Consider the following 18,259-nt stretch of genomic DNA (forward strand, 5'->3'; position numbering starts at 1 on the left):
TTGGTGCAGGATAGACCGGCCGTGCGATTGCGATTGTCGCTTCGCGGGATGCACCCATGCGCGCAACCCGCTGCCGGAGCCGCGATTTTCCCCGTAGATTAAGCCATATAGCGATTCCGCGCGGCCCGCCGCGCCCCTATCACGCATGGCCGCATGAACAAGTTCGAACGGCAGGGCCATCACCCGGCTGACATCAAGACATTGCCCGAGACCACCGCCGGCGATCCCACGCCGTTGCCGGGGGAGGTGATCGAACTCAGCGATGCGCCGCCGATCGCGCCGCAGGTGCCGCTGACGCCAAGCGAAGTACGCACCATCCTGATGAGCCTGCTGCTGACGATGTTTCTGGCCGCGCTCGACCAGACCATCGTCGCCACCGCGCTGCCGACCATCGGCCGCCAGTTCAACGACGTCACCAGCCTGTCCTGGGTGATCTCGGCCTATCTCCTGGCCTCGACCGCGGTGGCGCCGGTGTTCGGCACGCTCAGCGACATCTACGGCCGCCGCGCCATGATCATCGTAGCCCTCAGCCTGTTCGTCGCGGGCTCGGTGCTGTGCGCGCTGGCGCCGAACATGCCGGTGCTGATTCTGGCGCGCGGCCTGCAGGGGCTCGGTGGCGGCGGCATCATGCCGATCGTGCAGACCGTGATTTCCGACGTGGTGAGCCCGCGCGAACGCGGCCAGTACCAGGCCTATTTCAGCGGCGTATGGGTGGTCGGCGGCATCGGCGGGCCGATCCTCGGCGGCGTGTTCGCCGAGCACCTGCACTGGTCGATGATCTTCTGGATCAACGTGCCGCTGGCACTCGGCGCGCTGGCGCTGCTGCTGCCCAAGATGGGCAAGATCCCGGTGTTTCACCGCCGGCGCAAGGTCGACTGGCTCGGCGGCGTGCTGCTGATGGCTTCCGCCGTCGTGATCATGCTGGTGCTGACCTGGGGCGGCAACCGCTATCTCTGGCTGTCGCCTGTCATCATGGCGATGATCGGGGCCTCCATCGCGCTCGCATTCGCGTTCGTGTGGCATGCCCGCAATGCCGACGAGCCTTTCCTGCCGCTGCCGCTGATGGGCGGCACGGTGGTGCCCTATGCGATGGCGGCCGGCAGCTGCGCGATGGGTGCGATGCTGGGGCTGACCGTGCATCTGCCGCTGTATTACGAGGTGGTTTATCATCTCAGCGCCAGCGAGGCTGGCTTGGCGCTGATTCCGCTGGCGGCGGTTTCGACCGTCGGCGCCGCGATCGCGGGCAAGACCATGGCCCGCGCCAGACATTACAAGCGGGTGGCCATCGTCGGCACCGGATGCGCAGTGCTGGCGGGAGCGGTGCTCATGCTGGTGCCGATGCCGTTATGGGGCCTGCTGGCGCTGCTGTCGGTGTACGCGCTCGGGCTCGGCACGGTATTTCCGGTCAGCGTGGTGTCGGTGCAGAATTCGGTGATGCGATTCCAGGTCGGCACCGCCACCGGCGCGATGAATTTCTTTCGCGCGCTGATGGCGTCTTTCATGGTGGCCGCATTCAGCGCCATCCTGCTGATGGCGCTCGGCGCCGACATTTCGCTCGTCGGCTCTCTCGGCGGCGAGCATCGCGGCCCGGTGAATTCGATTGCCGCCGCCGACATGGTCATGGCGTTCCGTTATGTGTTCGCTGCCGCGACGGCACTGATCGCCGCCTCACTGCTGTGCATGATCCTGATGGAAGAAAAGCCACTGGCCGGCCCGGCCGTGGTCCCGGCTGACCTGGCGGAGTAGGGGGGGCCGAGTAGGGCGGGCTTGCGCCGGCATCCTGCCCACGCCTGCCGTGGCGGCTATCTATCGGCCGGCAATTGATCTAACAGCGGCCGCAACAGCCAGACATGGAACCCGACAGGAGCTCATCATGAGTAAAGCTACCGTTGAACAGACCAAGATGGGCACCGAGGGCATCGCCTTCTGCATCGCGCGCACCCTGATCGAGCGCGATCCCTCGCTGAAGGCGCCGATGCGCGCCAATTTGCGCAAGATGTGGGAGCTTTTGGAAGAGCGCGAGGATCACGCCGCCGCCGACATGGTCGACACCATGATCAAGGCGCTCAACGACCCCGCGTTCTTCAAGCCGTAGCCCTTGAATGGCCACTGATGAAATGAGGTCTATCGGTGAGTATCGTCATGCCCGGGCTTGTCCCGGGCATCCACGTCTTGGCTTCACATTAGGCAGGAAAGACGTGGATGGCCGGGACAAGCCCGGCCATGACGAAAAGCGAGCGGTTCAGGCTCAGGTGCCGGGTCGCGACACCTCGGTCTCCTTCGAGGTGATGAACTCCAGCAGGACCGGGATGCCTTCCTTGGTCTTGGCAATGCCGCGCTGGATCGCCGGGACGATGTCTTCCGGTTTCGTCACCCGCTCGCCATAGCCGCCGAAGGCGCGCGCCATCGCGGCGTAGTCGCCGGAGATGTCGGTGGAGCGATATTTCTCGGTCGAGATCGGCATCACCTTCAATTCGATCGCCATGCTGAAATTGTTCAGCAGGATCGACATGATCGGAATCCGCTCGCGCACCGCGGTCTCGAAATCCATGCCGGTAAAACCGATCGCGGCGTCGCCCCAGACGGTGATGCAGAGCTTGTCGGGCTTCGCCAGTTTGGCGCCCATGGCGAGGCCTAATCCGTAGCCGAGCTGGGTGGTCTTGCCCCAGCCGATATAGGACAGCGGCTCGACCGACTTCCAGAACGGCGAGAGCTGGTCGCGCGGGCTGCCGGCATCATGGGTGATGATGGTGTTTTTGATGTCGACGGTGTGCTGCAGGTCCCACAGCACGCGATAGGGGTTGAGCGGCGCATCGTTGTGGGTCAGCTTCGGCATCCACTTCGCCAGCCACTCCTTGTGCGACGCCGCGATGTCGGCGGCGACGGCGGTGGCGTCGCGATCGGATCTGACTGATTTGTTGATCTCCTCCAGCAGCGCGTCGAGCACGAGGCCGGCGTCGCCGACCAGCCCGATCTGGGCCTCGACGTCCTTGTTGAGATGGTTGGGGTCGAGTGTCGAATGGATGATGGTCTTGCCCTTGGGCATGGCGATGCCGAACGAGGTCTCCGTGAAGGAGCAGCCGATGCCGAAGATCACGTCGGCCTCGGCGAGGAATTTCGGCACCGCGCGCGGCACGGCCAGGCCGCCCGAGCCGAGCGAGAGCGGATGGTCTTCCGGAAACGACGACTTGCCGCCGAGGCTGGTGGTGACGGGAATCGCGAGCCGTTCGGCGAGACGTTTCAGCTGCGGCCATGCCTTGGCGTAATGCACGCCCTGGCCGGCGTAGATCACCGACCGCTTTGCCGCCATCAGCACGGCGGCGGCTTCCTTGACGTGCACGGGATCGGCGCCGTAGCGCGTGCGCAGCACCGGCGTGTAGTTCAGCGGCTCCGGGACGTCCTCATTCCACATATCGGCGGGAATTTCCACGATCACCGGTCCGCCACGGCCGTTCTTCAGTTTGGTAAATGCGCGGCGAAAAATGTTGCAGACTTCGGCGGCGATGTTGATCGGCTCGGACGATTTCGAGAAAGCCCGCATCGCCTGGCTGGAATTGAAGTTCGGATCGATATGGGCCAGCCGCCGCGCATAGCCCATCGGCAGCACCAGCACCGGAACCGATTCGCCGTAGCATTGCGCCACGCCGCCCATGGCGTTTTCCGCACCCGGGCCGTGCTGCATGCAGAAGGCGCCGATGCTGTGCCCCGAGGTGACCCGCGAGATCGCGTCCGCCATGTGGATGCCGACGCGCTCCTGCCGCACCATCACGGGGCGGATGTCGGCGGCGGCGGCGTGTTCGATCAGGTGATTGACCGGATAGCCGCAGAGGATCTCGATACCCTCCCGCTTCATGATTTCCGCGATGGCGGTGCCGAGTTTCATGCCGTTCTCTCCCCTCGAAGTGGCCGATGTTGAGGCTCGGCCTGTGACGGGTAGTTGGAACAGGAATTACGCGTTGGGTAAAGCGCTGGCGCGGGCTGCCCCGCGAGGCCCTGATATGCATCGCGGCGGCATCTGGCGCCGTCTTGCGGGCCGACCGGGTTCAGCCGGCTTCTTCCAGCGCGCGTCGCAGGCGCCGGATGATGACGCCGCGAGCGCGATCGTCGGCAGCGGCCGCGATCCGATCGTTGATGTCGAGCACCAGTGTCGACATGTCGTTGTGCCAGTCCAGATGCGTCACCGCTTCGGGCGCGAGACGGCGACGACGCGCCACGTCGACGAGCGCGGGCTCGGGCGTCGAGAGCTCGTAAATGTCGTCGAGCACCGGCTGGAAGAGTTTGGCTGCCGGAACGATCCGCTCGGCGAGGCGCTCGGCCATCGCCGCGATCGCTTCCTCCTCGCCGTGAACGAGAAACAAACCCCGCTGAATCGGCCGGCGTGCGGCGATCCATCGCGCCATCTCGGCGCCATCGGCATGACCCGAATATTCGTCGATCATGCGAATGCGGGCCGCGACCTTGATCTCGTCGCCCTGGATCCGGACGGCCTTGACGCCGTCCTGGAGAAACCGGCCGAGGGTGCCATTGGCCTGAAAGCCGACCAGCAGGACGGTGGCCCGGTTGTTCCACAGCCAGCGCTTCAGGTGATGTCGAATGCGGCCGGCGTCGCACATGCCGCTTGCCGCGATGATGATGTGAAAGCCGGTCAGCTTGGCGATCGCCTTGCTTTCGTCGACGGTCTCGGTGAACCGCAGATGCGGCGAGTTGAAAAGACGATTGAGGTCGATGTCGGCGTCGAGGCTTTCGGCGTGTTCCCGGAAAACCTCGGTTGCGTGAATCGCCAGCGGCGAATCGAGAAAGATCGGCGCGGCCGGTATTTCGCCGCGCTCCATCAGGTCGACCAGATCGACGATCAATTCCTGGGTGCGCTCCACGGCAAAGGCGGGGATCAGCAGGGCGCCTCTTGCGGTTGCTGCGTCGCGCACCTCGGATGCCAGCCGCTGACGACGCTCTTCCGGCGTCGTCACGGCGCGAATCCTGTCGCCATAGGTCGCCTCCGAAATCACATAGTCGAATCCCGTCGGCGCCCTGGGATCAGGCTGCAGCAATTTCGCATCCGGGCCGACATCGCCGGATGCCAGCAGGCGCAGCGGTTGTCCCCCGGCACCCGCGCCGTCGAACTCGATTTCGATCGAAGCCGAGCCGAGCAGATGCCCGGCATTCCAGTAGCGCGCGCGCACGCCCGGGATGACGTCGACCCATTTCTCGTAATCGACCGGCTGGAACGACTGCAGCGCGGCCTTGGCATCGGCCTGGGTATAGATCGGCGTGACTTCCGGCCGGCCGCGGGCCGCGTTGCGGCGGTTGAGGAATGCGACCTCCGATTCCTGGATGCCTCCGGAATCCGGCAGCATCCAGGAACACAGATCGATCGTTCCCCGCGTCGCCAGGATCCTGCCGCCAAAACCTTCACGCACCAGCTTCGGCAACAGTCCGCTATGGTCGATGTGGGCATGCGTCAGCAGCACGGTATCGATGTCGGCGGGCCGGAACGGGAAGGTTCGGTAATTCAGTTCCTTCAGGGTCTTTTGCCCCTGGAACAGACCGCAGTCGATCAGAAAGCGGCCGGACTTCGTTTCGAGCAGGTAGCACGAACCGGTTACCGTGCGCGCCGCGCCGCAAAATCGAACCGTTACACTCATGGCGTTCTCTCCGGAAAATCTTGGCCGCGGATCTCGCCGTGCAAGGCGGTCGCAAGGATATCATCGAGCGGGATCGCATTGCTCGGGTGCGGCACGCTGGAGGTCGAGCGGACGGACCGTATGCCGGCGTCGGCAAACGCGGTTGCCATCCCGGGTGGAAACAAGGCGTGGGTAATGACGACGTCGATCGTCGTGGCGCCGGCGGCCTCGAGCGCCTTTGCACAGGCGATCAGGGTGCCTCCCGACGAGACGATATCATCGACCAGCAGCACCGGCCGGCCGGCGACCAGTGCGGGCTGGGCAAACCCGATTTCGACGGCGCGATCGCCGCGGCGGGTTTTTTGCGCAACCGTGTGCGCGAGCCCGAGTTGACTTGCGAGATCGCTCACCCAGGGGCGGGACTCCGCGTCGGGACCGACCACGACCGTCGCGGGATCGATCCCGGTCTGGCGCAGCACGACCGCAATCGCTGCCATCGCCGACAGGTTTTCGGCCTCGATGCCGGGAAACACGGCCCTGATATCCGCAGTGCGATGAAGGTGGGCATCGACCGTGATCACGCGGTCGACGATTCCGGCGATGAGGCGGCCAACCACCTTCTGGCTGATCGCTTCGCCTGCGTGGAAAGCGGTGTCCTGGCGCATGTAACACAGATACGGCGCAAGCAGGACGAGCCGCCTCGCGCCCGTGCGCCGCAGCGCCTCTGCCGCGAACAGTAGGGCAAGCAGCTTGTCGTTGGGCTGGTCGAGCGAGGCATAGATGATCGTGGTCGCCGCCGCCGCGCCCACGGTCACCCGTATTTCCCCGTCGGGAAAGCCATGCAATGCGATTTCCCGATGGGGAATGCCAAGCCGCGCGGCCAGCCGCCTGGCATCGCTGGCACCGCCTGGCAGGCTCTGGATGGCGACCCCGGTCACGGCGTTGTCGTACGGGGCAGCGAAGGCTGCTGGTCGATCGAGTAGCCGGTATCGCTGTTGGCGCCGGCAGCCGTCAGATCGAGCTCCGACCGGTCGAAAGCGTGAACCCGGTACAGCGGTTCACCGCGCTCGACGCGGTCGCCGATTTTCTTGAACAGCCTGATGCCGGCGCCCTTGTCGAGCGGGGCGCCGGCGGTCCGCGCCAGCCGGTTCAGGCGCAGGCAATCGATGCCGGAGACGAAGCCGTCGCTGCCGGCCATCACATCGAACGTCAGATTGCCAAGGTCGCTGCGACAGTCCGACGGACCCTGTGCTTCGATGATTTTCTGCATCTGTTTCAATGCCGCGCCGCTGTCGAGCAAATCGCGGGCGCGGGCGTAGCCGGCGCCGCCCCGCAGCCTCGGGTCGTAGTCCAGCAAATGGGCGGCGAGCCGCAGCGACTTCTCGCGCAGATCCTGCGGCGCGGCGGGATCGTTCGCCAGCACCGCCATGACGTCCTGAGCCTCGAGCACCGGACCGATGCCGTTGCCGATCGGCTGGCTGCCATTGGTCGTGATCACCTCCACCGAGATGCCGAAATGGTCACCGACGAATTCGAACAGTTTGCGCAGCCGCATCGCTTCCATGTCGCTGGTGAGCTTGGCGGTCGGGCCGACGGGCAGGTCGATCAACAGATGGGTCGAACCCGCCGCGAGTTTCTTCGACATGATCGAGGCGACCATCTGCTCGCGGGTGTCGAGGCTGAGCGGCCGCTCCACCGAAATCAGGATGTCGTCCGCCGGCGACAGGTTGACGTGGCCGCCCCAGATCAGACAGCCATTGCATGCCTCAACGATGGCCTTCATCTCGTCGACGCCGACATTGACCCGCGCCAGTACTTCCATCGTGTCCGCCGTGCCCGCCGGCGAGGTAATGGCGCGCGACGACGTCTTGGGGATGGTGAGTCCGTGCGCCGCCACGATCGGCACCACGATCATGGAAGTCCGGTTGCCCGGAATTCCGCCGATGCAATGCTTGTCGACGACGATCGGATTGGGCCATTTCAGCTGCGTGCCGGCCTGCGCCATCGCGGCGGTGAGGGCGATCAGTTCGCCGCTCGTCATGAAACTCGCCGAAGAGATCAGGAACGCGGCAATCTCCATGTCGGAGTATCGGTAGTGGGTCAGGTCGTTGATGACGGCGGTTATTTCCGGAGCGCTCAGGGTCCGGCCCCGGATCTTCGCCCGCACGGCTTCGAGGCTTTCAGGCGGCGCCGCGGGGGTGACCGTCACCAGGCTGCCGACAGGTTCGGCGAAGCGCCGGAACGCCGGTTCGGAAAGGCCGATTTCATCGGGGCCGACCAGGGCATCGTCGTCGGTGATCAGCAGGGTGGCCAGCAATACCCGCGAATTTCGGCGCAGTTCGACCCGGCTGAATCCGCGGAAGATCTCCGGGCGCAGCGCTTTCGACAGCCGCGAAATAACGACGACGTTCTCGCGTCCGGTATCCAGATTGACGCTTCGAATCTTCAGGGGCGGACGGGAGTTATCGACGGAGTTCATTTGCCATGGCCGGCCGGAGGACACATCCGAACCACATAGGTCCGGTTGAGTGAAAACGATTGACCCAAATCATGTTTGTGATCGAGCGTACCTCGCCAGTACAGAATATTCCTGCTGTCTGATCCGCCTCGCGAAGACCAAACCCGTATTTTGCCGGGCGTGGCGCAAAGAACACAGCAACTGGCCAAATGCGGGCTGCTCACGGCCTTGTTATTGCCGGTAAGGATTTTTGCGTTAGTTAGCTCCGACACATGCATCTGCATGAAATGCGAATCGGGGGATTTCCATGGCGACCAAGAATCTCATCCTCGGCTCAGCGGCGGCGCTGATGCTCGTCAGCGGCGCGCAGGCGGCCGACCTTCCGGTCAAGGCCAAGGCGGTCGAGTATGTCAGGATCTGTTCGCTCTACGGTGCCGGCTTCTTCTACATCCCGGGCACCGACACCTGCATCAAGCTCGGGGGCTATCTGCGCGCCGACACCACCTTCAACGGCGGGGCGCACGGTGCGCCGGCCTGGAACGGCGATCTCGGCCAGCAGAACCGCTTTCGCGATTCCTTCGTTTCCCGGTCGCGTATGGCGCTGACGGTCGATACCCGCACCGCCACCGAATACGGCGTGGTCCGCACCTTCGGCCAGGGCGATTTCCAGTTCCAGAATTTTGGAAACACCAACCCGGCGGGTTCGGTCGGCACTCAAACGACGGGCCTCAGCAGCGCCTTGCTTTCCACCGCCGGCGGCGGCTACGTCGCGGTAGAGTATCTCTTCATCCAGTTCGCCGGCTTCACCTTCGGCAAGTCTTCGTCGGCCTACTCGACGCCGTGGAATGGTTTCCCGGGCAACATCAATGCGAGCCTGCTCGGCGGCAACAACACCGATACCGGCGTCAACAATATCCAGTACACCGCGCAATTCGGCAACGGCGTGTCCGCCAGCATCGGTCTCGACGATCCGACGGTCTGGAACCGTACGGCGGTCTACAATCTGAGCATCCCCGGCGCGATCGGCGCCAACGGCACCGGATCGAGTGCCTATGCGGGCGCGCGCGTGCCCGACATCGTCGGCAACATCCGCGTCAACCAGGCCTGGGGCGTGTTGCAGCTCTCGGCCGCGGCGCACGAGGTCAGTGGTTCCTACAACACGCTGGCAGCCGGCGCGGTGCCGAACAATCTTTCTGAAATCAGCGGTCACCCCGACGGCAAGTGGGGCGGTTCGGTGATGGCGGCGTTGCAGATCAAGAACCTCCCGACCGGTGCAGGCGACGACATCAAGCTCGACGTGTCCTATGCCAAGGGCCACACCAAGAACGTGATCGCCACCAGCGGCGCTTCGCCGAGCTTTGCGATGTTCGGTAACAGCGGCTTCGGCTACCAGAGCGTCGGCTTCGGCGCGACCACGGACGGCGTCTATTTCCCCGGCGCGGCGGGTACCGGCGGCATCCAGCTGACCACAGCCTGGGGCGTCCGCGGTGCCTTCAACCACAACTGGAATCCCAACTGGTCGAGCAGCCTGTTCGGCAGCTACTCCAGCGTGCGGTATGACGGCGGCGCCAACGACAACATCAACGGGCTCGGCACCACCACGGCCAAGGGCGCTTATTGCGCCGCCTTCGCCGCCAGCCATCCGGGTCAGGCAGCCGTCGGAAACCAGGCCGGCGCCTATACCTGCAACCCCGACTTCAACGTCTCGCAGCTCGGCGTGACGACCCGCTGGGTCCCGGTCAAGAACCTGACATTCTCGGCCGAAGTTCAGTGGTTCCACCTCGATCAGAAGATGTCGGGCAGTTCGGTGTTTACCGCGACCGCTCCGAAGCCGGCGGCTCTCTACGAGTTCAAGGACCAGAATACGGTTCTGCTGCAGCTTCGCGCCCAGCGCAATTTCTGATCGACACCGCGTTCGATCGAAATATTGCGGTGGCGGTGGCGGTGTCGCCATCGCGCCTGACAAGCATCCCTGATGACATGAACGAAATGCGCCAACTGTCTTGTTGGCGCATTTTTTGCGGGTGATTTTTGGATGGCGAAGGTCTGACGCCGTTTCCCGCGCGTCAGTGCGTTGCACAAAGGACACAGGGGCCTCCAAACTGGGTCGTGTCACCGCGCTGTCATTTTCCCTGATGAACTCTGCGCTACTGACTTGCATGCTTCGACATCATGCAATGCAGGCTCTTAAGTTTGCACGGGAGAATAAGAAAATGACCATCTACCGAAAACTCATCCTCGGCTCGGCGGCGAGCCTTCTCGCCATCGGCGCCGCCCAGGCGGCTGATCTTCCGGTCAAGGCCAAGGCGGTCGAGTATGTCCGGATCTGCTCGCTGTACGGCGCCGGCTTCTTCTACATCCCCGGCACCGACACCTGCATCAAGCTCGGCGGCTATCTGCGTGTCGACACCACCTTCAACGGCGGCGCGCATGGCGCCCCCGCCTGGAGCGGCGATCTCGGCCAGCAGAACCGCTTTCGCGATCAATTCGTGTCCCGTTCGCGCATGGCGCTGGCGATCGATACCCGCACCGCCACCGAATACGGCGTCGTCCGCACCTTCGGCCAGGGCGACTTCCAGTTCAACAACTTCGGAAGCACCAATCCGGCGGGTTCGGTTGGCTCCCAGACTTCGGGCCTCAGCAGCTCCCTGCTTTCCACCGCGGGCGGCGGCTACGTCGCGGTCGAATTCCTCTTCATCCAGTTCGCCGGCTTCACCTTCGGCAAGTCTGCTTCGGCCTACGCGTCGCCCTGGCACGGCGCCCCGGGCAACATCAATTCGAACCTGCTCGGCGGTCATGTGACCGATACCGGCGTCAACAACATCCAGTACGAGGCGCAGTTCGGCAACGGCGTCTCCGGCACCGTCGGTCTCGAAGATCCGACCGTGTGGAACCGGACGGCCGTTTATAATTTGGGCATCCCCAGCGCGATCGGCGCCAACGGAACGGGATCCAGCGCCTACGGCGGCGCGGTTGCCCCCGACGTCGTCGGCAGAATCCGCATCGATCAGGCCTGGGGCCTGTTCCAGCTCTCGGGCAGGGCGCATCTCGTGAATGCTTCCTACAACACCCTGGCCGCCGGCGCGGTGCCCAACAACCTTTCCGAAATCAGCGGCCACCCTGACAGCAAGTGGGGCGGTTCGGTGATGGCGGCGTTGCAGATCAAGAACATCCCGACCGGCAAGGGCGACGACATCAAGATCGACGTCAGCTACGCCAAGGGCGCCACCAAGCAAGTGATCTCCACCTCCGGCAGCTCGCCGAGTTTCGCGATGTTCGGCGACAGCAGCTTCGGTTACCAGAGCGTCGGCTTTGGCGCGACCACCGACGCCGTCTATCTTCCCGGCGCTGCCGGCACCGGCGGTCTCAAGCTCACGACGGCCTGGGGTATTCGCGGTGCGTTCAACCACAACTGGGATCCCAACTGGTCGACCAGCCTGTTCGGAAGCTACTCCGCCGTTAGCTATGATGGTGGCGCCAACGACAACATCAACGGGGTCGGAACCAGCTCTGCCAAGGGAGCCTATTGCGCCGCCTTCGCTGCAAGCCATGGTGGCCAGGCAGCGGTCGGAAACCAGGTCGGCAACTACACCTGCAACCCGGACTTCAACGTCTCTCAGCTCGGCGCGGTCACCCGCTGGACTCCTGTCAAGAACCTGACGTTCTCGGCCGAAGTTCAGTGGTTCCACCTCGATCAGAAGATGTCGGGCAGCTCGGTCTTCACCGCCTCTGCGCCGAAGCCGAACGCGCTCTACGAGTTCAAGGACCAGGATACGTTCTTGCTGCAGGTTCGCGCCCAGCGTAATTTCTGATCGCGAGTTCCAGTCATACTATGAAGTGAAACGAAGTGAGGCGAGAAGCAGAGTCAGCTTCTCGTCTCACGTCGCCGTTTCAGCACGGCTGCCATCAGCGCAAGGAAGTACTCCTTCACGAAGTGACTGGATGTCGCCAGTGACTCGACCGCGCGTTGCTCCGCGACCCGGTCATGCACGATGCCGATATAGTTCTTTCTCAAGTCTGGCTGCTGGGTCGGCATTCTGCTTGCTCCACCGGGCGACCATGTGAGGCAGACGCGAAATCAAACGTAAATTTTGCGTCCCGTATGAATACCGGCAGGTGTATCCGGCAAATATCGGGTTCGGCTTTAATCGTTCGTTCAGGGTATTCGTCAATCGACCGTCAACCAATCCAACCTAGGTTCAGCCGCATATTGGCGCGGGAAAAACCCGCGGCGCGTCGACAGGAGTTTCTGGATGCGACGGCTTTTTTCAAAATTTTTGAGTGACCGGTCCGGCGCGACTGCCATCGAATATTGCCTGATCGCGACCGGGATCGCCTTCGTGATCATCGCCGCCGTCAACGGCATCGGCACCAGCCTCAGCGGCACCTTCACCACGGTGAACTCGTCGTTGAAGTAGTTGCGACGATGCAGCCGTGGCGGAATTGAGCCCGGCGTCACGTAGCTTCGCCGTCCCCGTTCAGGGCCCGCAACATCCCGATCCGCGCGAACATCAGCCAGCCGCCGCCGATCTCGGCGGCATTGATCAGATTCTCCACCGCAATCTGCCAGCGCTCCTGCTGCTGAACGTCGTTCGGCAACTTCATGACATGGTCGGCGGCGTGCTGCAGCGTGGTCAGCCTGGCGCCGCCGCGCAAGCGTATCGGCTCATCGAACGGCGTCGACCACGGCATCTCAGGCGAGCGGCTGCTGCAATGTTGCCATCTCGCCGCGGTCGCGAACGATCACCTGCCGCGGCGAACGCATCTAGCCCGCCTTCCTGGACCGGACCGGCGCGCGCGCCGGCTTCTCGGCTTTCTTCAGATCCTGCTTCGGCTCTTGCTTCGGCTCCTGCTTGGCCGCGCGCTTGCCGCTGCCTGAGATCGGCAGCAGCATCTCGCGCTGGCCGGCGGCCGCCTTGCGCGGCTTCTTGCCCTTGGTCTTTCCGGTGGCTCTTGCGGCGGCAGGGGCGGACTGTTTTTCGCCGGCGAGGCTGCGCTTCAGCGCGTCCATCAGGTTGATGACGTTACCGCTCGATTTCGGTGCGGCCTTCGCGATCGGCAAGCCGTTGCGTTTTTGATTGATCAGTTCGATCAGCGCGGATTCGTAGCGGTCCTCGAACTGGTCGGGTTCGAACGAGCCCGATTTCTGTTCGACGATATGCCTGGCCAGATCCAGCATGTCCCTGGTGATTTTCACATCCTGGATGTCCTCGAAATATTCCTTCTCGCTGCGCACCTCGTAGGGATAGCGCAGCAGGGTGCCCATCAAGCCCTTGTCGAGCGGCTCCAGCGCGATGATGTGTTCGCGGTTGGTCAGCACCAGGCGTCCGATCGCAACCTTGTTCATGCTGCGGATGGTTTCGCGGATCACCGCGAAGGCGTCATGGCCGACCTTGCCGTCGGGCACGAGATAATAGGGGCGGATCAGATAGCGGTTGTCGATGTCCGTCTTCGGAACGAACTCGTCGATCTCGATGGTTCTGGTCGACTCCAGCGCGATGTCTTCGAGTTCGTCCTTCGACACCTCGATGTAGGTGTCGGTGTCGACCTTGTAGCCCTTCATGATGTCTTCGGCGGCGACTTCCTCGCCGGTGTCGGCATCGACCTTGGCATATTTGATGCGGTGGCCGGTCTTGCGGTTGATCTGGTTGAAGGAGACTTTTTCGGTATCCGACGTCGCCGGATAAAGCGCGACCGGGCAGGTCACGAGCGAAAGGCGCAGGAAGCCTTTCCAGTTGGCGCGGGGGGCCATGGGATACTCCAGAACGCAACAAATGACCGGTGAGGATACCACCGGGGAACCCGGTTTCAAGTCAATGGAGCCGGAAATCTCCTGATGGCGTTAACCGTGGCGGGGCGGCAGGGTTGCATCGGGCAGGGCGCGCCGTTTCGTCCGACACGTGGTGCGGCGATCTGGCAGCGCAGGCCCGGAATCCGGAACATCGTCCGGCATCGGGCGTTGCTTCCGGAACGTGACGCCGCAACGACTTGCAGTTTTTTCGCGACCCAGGAGGCACCCATGGCAACCAGAGATCACGACCGGATCGTGGAAACCGCGAGGGAAGCCCGCGGGGCCGAACCGGGGCCGTCGGTGCTGGCCCTGCTCACGGTTTCGACCGGACTCGCGGTGCTGATCCTCGGTGGGGCGTGGTTCGTGTTCTTCCGCACCTGAGCGCAGTTTCAATCCGACTGAGGGGTAACCGCGCGCGCGTCCTTTCGCATGGGGCGCGCATTTGCTATTGGAAGGCCATCGTCCCCGGCACGTCGCCCTTTTCCATTCGGCTGCCGGGTCGACGCCGTTATGACAAAAAAGTAATAATCCGAATCGATTGCCGTTCATCCGGCATTCACGCCGCGACGCCTCATCTGGATAGCGGCGATTGTGCCGGGACATATTGAGGGAATGCCAGCTTGCGCCTGCTCGTCGTTGAAGACGATCCGGATCTCAACCGTCAGCTGACGACGGCGTTGAGCGATGCCGGCTATGTGGTCGACCGCGCTTTCGACGGCGAGGAGGGGCACTTCCTCGGTGACAGCGAACCCTATGACGCCGTCGTGCTCGATATCGGGCTGCCGAAAATGGACGGCATCTCGGTGCTGGAGTCGTGGCGCCGCAACGGCCGCATCATGCCGGTCCTGATCCTCACCGCGCGCGACCGCTGGAGCGACAAGGTGCAGGGTTTCGACGCCGGCGCCGACGACTACGTCGCAAAACCGTTTCATCTCGAGGAAGTGCTGGCCCGGATCCGCGCGCTGCTGCGCCGCTCCACCGGCCACGCCCAGTCCGAGCTGACCTGCGGACCGGTGTCGCTGGATACAAGGACGGGCCGGGTCAGCGTATCCGGCAACCCGATCAAGATGACCTCGCACGAATACCGCCTGCTGGCCTATCTGATGCACCATACCGGACGGGTGGTGTCGCGCACCGAACTGGTCGAGCACCTGTACGATCAGGATTTCGACCGCGACTCCAACACCATCGAAGTGTTCGTCGGCCGCATCCGCAAGAAGCTGGACGTCGATATCATCCAGACCGTGCGGGGGCTCGGCTATCTCCTGACGCCGCCCGCGCCAGGCGCCTGATCAAAGGTGTTGATCAGGCCGCCGGCTTGCGCTCTGGTTCGGGCATGATCCTGTCCAACAGCCGGCATTCATCGATCGGGTCGCGTCCAGGGGACTTGTATTTCGACCCGGGTTTCGGCCTGTGTTTCGGGATGACGTCCTGATGCGCGGCAGCTCGCTCGCCACAAGGCTGTTCCTGTCGGCGACCGCCTGGGTGGTGGTGATCCTGCTCCTCACCGGCATCGTGCTGTCGTCGGTCTACCGCAACGCGACCGAACGTGCGTTCGACCGCCGTCTCAATCTCTATCTGCGCACCATCATCGCGGAAGTGGCGACGCCGGATAACACGCCCGATCAGTTCCAGTCGCTCGGCGAGCCGCTGTTCGAACTGCCTTTGTCCGGCTGGTATTGGCAGATCACGCGCGCCGACGGCGACAAACCCGAGCTGCGCGCGTCACGCTCGCTGTGGGACAAGAAGCTGCCGAAGCTCGAAGAGCAGGGCGCTGACTTGACCGCGGCCGGCGTCCGCCTCGGCTATGTCGACGGCCCCGAGGGCCAGCTGTTGCGGATGGTGGAACGGCCGGTCGACCTCGGCATCGACGGCAAGTTCCTGGCCAGCGTGGCCGGCGATGCCTCGGAGATTTTCGACGAAACCCGCAGCTTCGATTATTACCTCGGCGGCACCTTCGCGGCATTGTCGGTCGTGCTGGTGCTGACCACCATCTTCCAGGTCCGCTTCGGGCTGGCGCCGCTGAAGCGCATTTCGGAATCGATCGCCGATATCCGCTCCGGCCGCGCCGAGCGGCTCGAGGGCGAATTCCCGGTCGAGATCGCGCCGCTGGCGCGGGAAACCAATGCGCTGATCGACGCCAACCGCGAAATCGTCGAGCGCGCCCGCACCCATGTCGGCAATCTCGCGCATGCCATCAAGACGCCGCTGTCGGTCATCGTCAACGAAGCCTCCGCGCGGGGGGGGGATCCGTTCGCGGCCAAGGTGCTGGAGCAGGCCGACATCATGCGCGATCAGGTCGCGCACCATCTGGAGCGCGCCCGCATCGCCGCGCGGCTCACCGTGATCGGCACCGTCACCGAGGTTGCGCCCGCGATCGAGGCATTGCGCCGGACCATGGAGAAGATCCACCGGGATCGCGGCCTCGCCATCGGCGTCAAGGCCGACGCGAGCGCGAAGTTTCGCGGCGAGCGGCAGGACCTCGAGGAGATGGCCGGCAATCTCGTCGACAATGCCTGCAAATGGGCGGCGACGCAGGTCGTCATCGAAGTGCTGGTGGAACCGGCGGCGGAGCCGGGCGCCGGTCCGAAGCTTCGCATCATTGTCGACGACGACGGGCGCGGCCTGTCGGCGCCAGAGCGGGCGCAGGCCTCGCGCCGGGGCCAGCGGCTCGACGAATCCAAGCCGGGTTCGGGGCTGGGGCTGTCGATCGTGGTCGACCTCGCGGCCCTGTACGGCGGCAGCCTTACCCTCGGCAATGCGCCGATCGGGGGATTGCGGGCGGAACTCGTGCTGCCGGGGGTGTAAAGGGGGCCGTCGGGTGCCTGAAACCCGCGGTTTGACGGGAGCCGGAACGCCCGGGGGTGCCCGCCAATGCATTATTCCTAAACGGCTTCTTAACGTCGGGGCTTTTATGATGACCGGTGGACGCTTAGTGCCGTCCGAGCGAAACACGCATCCATACCGGGCGCATGAGCCAGACATCGATCGAGCGGTTGAGGGACTATCTCGCGCAGCTTCCGCCGCAGGCGCAGGCGCTGCTGATGCGGGAGTTCGAACGCGCGATCGAACGGGGCGAAGACACCACGGTTGCCACCTTCGTGCTCGAGCAACTGCGCAAGATCGTGCGCGGAACCGACGAGGAGGCGCGGCCGCGGATCGACGATCCGGCCCGCCTGCTGTTCCGCCCGCTCGAGCCATTTCTGGTCGAAGGCAATGCGCCGGTACGCCCGGGTCAGATCCGCCGCACGTCGTTGCTGCCGGTGTGGCAATGGCTGAACCGCGAGGGGGCGCCGGAGCAGGCGCAGGAATTCGAAGCCGCGCTGGCCCGAGTGCGGGAAGCCGGAACGACGTCCGATCTCGAGGTGGCCGTCCGCAAGTTTCAGCATGCCGCGGCGGATGCGATCTTCAAGATCGCCAAGCCGGTGGCCGGCGGCGACCATCAGCGCGCGCTGACCCGGATCGGTCCGCCCAGGGTGATCGAGGATGTGCTGCCGATCGGCTCGGTCCTGCAGGCCCGCGAAGCCATCGATACGCTCAACGGCCGGCTGCCCAGTCTGCTGCGGGTATTCGCGGATTCGCAGATCGCCTCGATCAGCACGTGCCTCAACGTTCCCTCGCTGCAAACCCCGCAATTGCTGCCGTTCGCGCTGTCGCTGGTGATGCAGCGGTTGCCCGCGCCGTGGCAGATCATCCGCCTGGCCATCAAGATGGCTGCGTCCGACGATGAGATCCGCGTCGCCGCGACACCCTACGGCGTTGCCGTCACCATCGCGCTGCAGGACCTGTCGTTGCTCACCGCCAACCTGCGGACCGATATCAAGCGCGGCCATTTCGACACCGTTGCGGATCAGCTCAAGACCCTCCACGACGGTGTGCGCGGCCTGCGGACCGAACTCGATCTGCGCAACGATTCCACCTGGGGCAGGCAGCTGACGTCGATCCGGGCCGATATTTCCAACGCCCTGCAATCGGAAATCGACAGCGTGCCCGGCCGGGTCCGGCGCCTGCTGCGTCAACGCGCCGACAAGGATATTCCCGCCGGCGCCAAGATCGACTCCGCTGATGTCGAAGAAACCGCGGCCTTGATCGATTTCGTCGCGGTGTGCCGCACCTATGCCAGCGAACTCGCGATCAACGAGGTCACGCTGCGGACCTATTCCGACCTGCAGCAATACGTCGAGAAGTCCACGGAGTCGCTGGTGCAATCGCTGCGCGGCGGCGACGCCAAGACGCGCGGCTTCCGGCAGATGCAGGTCAAGGCGGCGATCCGCTTCTGCGAGGTATTGTTCGGCCAGGACTACGCATCGCTGATGAGCAGGGCGGCCGAAAACGCGCAGACCGTCGAACGCAAGCCGTCGCGCGCTAGTTAAACGAGTGGTGAAATTA

General features: G+C 64.1%; 16 protein-coding genes. 9 read left to right on the plus strand and 7 right to left on the minus strand.

All coding sequences use genetic code 11. The features are described 5' to 3' along the window. Window positions 1-153: 153 nt before the first annotated feature. Window positions 154-1,746: an MFS transporter gene (locus Q7U29_RS00340; RefSeq protein ID WP_304737264.1), complete on the plus strand. Its 1,593-nt coding sequence runs from the start codon at window positions 154-156 to the stop codon at window positions 1,744-1,746. A gap of 127 nt (window positions 1,747-1,873) precedes the next feature. After that, window positions 1,874-2,095 (plus strand): hypothetical protein, encoded by a 222-nt coding sequence (locus Q7U29_RS00345; protein WP_304737266.1) that lies wholly within the window; start codon window positions 1,874-1,876, stop codon window positions 2,093-2,095. Window positions 2,096-2,248: 153 nt separating this feature from the next. On the opposite strand, the gene Q7U29_RS00350 is transcribed toward Q7U29_RS00345, so the two are convergent. From Q7U29_RS00350 to Q7U29_RS00365, 4 genes are all read right to left on the minus strand, one after another. Next, the gene (locus Q7U29_RS00350; RefSeq protein WP_304737307.1) at window positions 2,249-3,946 is read right to left on the minus strand and encodes a thiamine pyrophosphate-requiring protein; all 1,698 of its coding nucleotides are present in this window, start codon (window positions 3,944-3,946) and stop codon (window positions 2,249-2,251) included. A 97-nt stretch (window positions 3,947-4,043) separates the two neighbouring features. After that, the gene (locus Q7U29_RS00355; RefSeq protein ID WP_304737267.1) at window positions 4,044-5,642 is read right to left on the minus strand and encodes an MBL fold metallo-hydrolase RNA specificity domain-containing protein; all 1,599 of its coding nucleotides are present in this window, start codon (window positions 5,640-5,642) and stop codon (window positions 4,044-4,046) included. Then, window positions 5,639-6,559 (minus strand): ribose-phosphate diphosphokinase, encoded by a 921-nt coding sequence (locus Q7U29_RS00360; protein WP_304737268.1) that lies wholly within the window; start codon window positions 6,557-6,559, stop codon window positions 5,639-5,641. The genes Q7U29_RS00355 and Q7U29_RS00360 overlap by 4 nt, the downstream gene beginning before the upstream one ends. After that, complete coding sequence (locus Q7U29_RS00365; RefSeq protein ID WP_304737270.1) at window positions 6,556-8,100, minus strand: thymidine phosphorylase family protein; 1,545 nt, start codon at window positions 8,098-8,100, stop codon at window positions 6,556-6,558. Before Q7U29_RS00365 ends, Q7U29_RS00360 begins: the two co-directional genes overlap by 4 nt. A gap of 286 nt (window positions 8,101-8,386) precedes the next feature. On the opposite strand from Q7U29_RS00365, the gene Q7U29_RS00370 reads away from it, so the two are divergent. Beyond that, window positions 8,387-9,982 carry a porin gene (locus Q7U29_RS00370; RefSeq protein ID WP_304737271.1) on the plus strand — a complete coding sequence of 532 codons (1,596 nt, stop codon included), beginning with the start codon at window positions 8,387-8,389 and terminating at the stop codon, window positions 9,980-9,982. A 310-nt stretch (window positions 9,983-10,292) separates the two neighbouring features. Further along, window positions 10,293-11,891 carry a porin gene (locus Q7U29_RS00375; RefSeq protein WP_304737273.1) on the plus strand — a complete coding sequence of 533 codons (1,599 nt, stop codon included), beginning with the start codon at window positions 10,293-10,295 and terminating at the stop codon, window positions 11,889-11,891. A gap of 53 nt (window positions 11,892-11,944) precedes the next feature. Here the strand turns inward: Q7U29_RS00375 and Q7U29_RS00380 are convergent, their stop codons facing one another. Next, complete coding sequence (locus Q7U29_RS00380; RefSeq protein ID WP_304737274.1) at window positions 11,945-12,115, minus strand: hypothetical protein; 171 nt, start codon at window positions 12,113-12,115, stop codon at window positions 11,945-11,947. Window positions 12,116-12,332: 217 nt separating this feature from the next. Here Q7U29_RS00380 and Q7U29_RS00385 point away from each other — a divergent pair, with 217 nt between their 5' ends. Further along, window positions 12,333-12,497 carry a Flp family type IVb pilin gene (locus Q7U29_RS00385; RefSeq protein WP_304737275.1) on the plus strand — a complete coding sequence of 55 codons (165 nt, stop codon included), beginning with the start codon at window positions 12,333-12,335 and terminating at the stop codon, window positions 12,495-12,497. Window positions 12,498-12,534: 37 nt separating this feature from the next. Here Q7U29_RS00385 and Q7U29_RS00390 read toward each other — a convergent pair whose 3' ends face one another. Then, window positions 12,535-12,771 (minus strand): hypothetical protein, encoded by a 237-nt coding sequence (locus Q7U29_RS00390; protein WP_304737277.1) that lies wholly within the window; start codon window positions 12,769-12,771, stop codon window positions 12,535-12,537. 73 nt (window positions 12,772-12,844) lie between these two features. Further along, complete coding sequence (locus Q7U29_RS00395; protein ID WP_304737278.1) at window positions 12,845-13,831, minus strand: Ku protein; 987 nt, start codon at window positions 13,829-13,831, stop codon at window positions 12,845-12,847. Between the two features lie 267 nt (window positions 13,832-14,098). On the opposite strand from Q7U29_RS00395, the gene Q7U29_RS00400 reads away from it, so the two are divergent. The 4 genes from Q7U29_RS00400 to Q7U29_RS00415 all read left to right on the plus strand — a co-directional run bounded on the left by Q7U29_RS00400 (window position 14,099) and on the right by Q7U29_RS00415 (window position 18,243). Further along, complete coding sequence (locus tag Q7U29_RS00400) at window positions 14,099-14,251, plus strand: hypothetical protein (protein ID WP_304737280.1); 153 nt, start codon at window positions 14,099-14,101, stop codon at window positions 14,249-14,251. A 239-nt stretch (window positions 14,252-14,490) separates the two neighbouring features. Next, window positions 14,491-15,162: a response regulator transcription factor gene (locus Q7U29_RS00405; RefSeq protein ID WP_304737281.1), complete on the plus strand. Its 672-nt coding sequence runs from the start codon at window positions 14,491-14,493 to the stop codon at window positions 15,160-15,162. A 142-nt stretch (window positions 15,163-15,304) separates the two neighbouring features. Then, window positions 15,305-16,678, plus strand: a complete 1,374-nt coding sequence (locus Q7U29_RS00410; protein ID WP_304737283.1) for a sensor histidine kinase — start codon at window positions 15,305-15,307, stop codon at window positions 16,676-16,678. Window positions 16,679-16,842: 164 nt separating this feature from the next. Further along, window positions 16,843-18,243 (plus strand): hypothetical protein, encoded by a 1,401-nt coding sequence (locus tag Q7U29_RS00415; protein ID WP_304737284.1) that lies wholly within the window; start codon window positions 16,843-16,845, stop codon window positions 18,241-18,243. Window positions 18,244-18,259 lie beyond the last annotated feature (16 nt).

Origin of the sequence: Bradyrhizobium sp. (genome assembly GCF_030654605.1) — a bacterium.
Lineage (GTDB): Bacteria > Pseudomonadota > Alphaproteobacteria > Rhizobiales > Xanthobacteraceae > Bradyrhizobium.